The sequence below is a fragment of the Salinisphaera orenii subsp. halophila YIM 95161 genome, assembly GCF_003732545.1.
In the GTDB taxonomy this organism is placed as follows: domain Bacteria; phylum Pseudomonadota; class Gammaproteobacteria; order Nevskiales; family Salinisphaeraceae; genus Salinisphaera; species Salinisphaera orenii_A.
In genome coordinates, this window is record NZ_AYKF01000019.1 from 1 (window position 1) to 1,397 (window position 1,397).

The 1,397-nt window shown below is 65.6% G+C and carries 1 protein-coding gene; it reads right to left on the reverse strand.

What is annotated here, in order from left to right; genetic code table 11:
* A partial coding sequence (locus SAHL_RS17695; RefSeq protein ID WP_221177791.1) for an ATP-binding protein occupies nucleotides 1-1,397 on the reverse strand: 1,397 nt, incomplete at both ends.

Genomic DNA, 1,397 nt, shown 5'->3' on the forward strand with positions numbered 1-1,397 from the left:
GGCTACCGCCACCGCTTGCGCCTGTATTTGCGTGGAGCGGTCGACGTCGCCGGTGAAGATCAACGCCCGTGTGAGCGAACTGAGCAACCGGGCCCTCAGCGCGGAGTCGCCGGCGTCGACCGCCGCCAGGGCGTCGCGTAGCAGCTGACAGGCGGTGGTCCCGGGCAGCCCGGGACGCCAGCTGGCCTCCTCATAACCCAGGGCCGCCCGGGCCAGCTCTTCTCCGGCATGGCGGCTCGCAGCGTTGACGGCCGCGCTTTGAAACGTGGTCATGGCGGTTACATACGCGCCTGCCCTGTACTGGGACGTACCCAACGCCAACAACAGCCGGAACTGGGCGTCGGTCTCCGCGTAGCGTGACTGCAGATCCAGGGCCAGGCTGTACAGGCGCGCCGCCTCTTCGTAAGCCAACAGCTTGTCGGCACGTGCGCCGGCCTGTTCGGCGTAGGCCATCGCCTGGTGGGCAGTTCCTAGTGGCGCCGCCCGGCCAAAGTGATAGGCGAGCCGTGCCAGCTGGGCCGTCGCCCTGTCCCCGTGCAATTCCACCAGTTTTTCGCCGATGCGTTGGTGAAGCTGCAGGCGTCTGTTCGAAGCCAGCTCGTCGTAGAGTGTCTCCCGGACCAGGGCATGGCTGAACTGGTAGCGGCCCGGCTGTGCGAGCGCTTCGATCAGCCGTGCGCCGAGTGCCTCGTCCAGCGCGTCCAGCACGCTTGCGATGGACAGATCGTCGGTCAGGCCGACCAGCAGCTCCAATTCAAACTCGCGCCCGATCACGCAGGCCAGGCAGAGCAAGTCACCGCAGCCCTGCGAAAGTCGGTCCAGTCGCTGGCGCAGCACCTCGCGGATCCCGGCCGGAATCGGAATCTGCACGTTGTCCGGGTGCCGTTGGGCGTGCACTCCCAACAGGCCCTGCTGGAACAGGGACTGGGCCAGTTCCCGGATGAACAACGGATTGCCCTCGCTGTGGGCATGGATTGCAGCGGCCAGAGCAGGCGGGGGCGGACGTTGTCCGGCGAGGTCGTGCAATAGCTGGTCCGTCTCGGGCCGGTTCAGCCCGGTCAGACTCAACCGCTGACACTGGGGAAGCCGAACCAGTTCGCTCAGCGTTTTCAAGAATGGGTGCTCGCGGGATATTTCGAGATCGCGATAGGTTGACAATAGCAGCAACGGCGACTCGCCCAGCTCCGGGGCCAGGAATTCCAGCAGACGGAACGAAGCCGAATCAGCCAGATGCAGATTGTCGAACACGAGCAACAGCGGTTGTTGGCGCGCGAAACGTTGCCAGACGCGGCCGATTGCCTCGAACAGGCGAAAGCGCGCCTGGGTGGGCGCGCTCAGCGGCGCGGCCGGTTTGACGTGAGGCAAACGCTGGCCGAGTTCGGGTAACAGATCAAGCA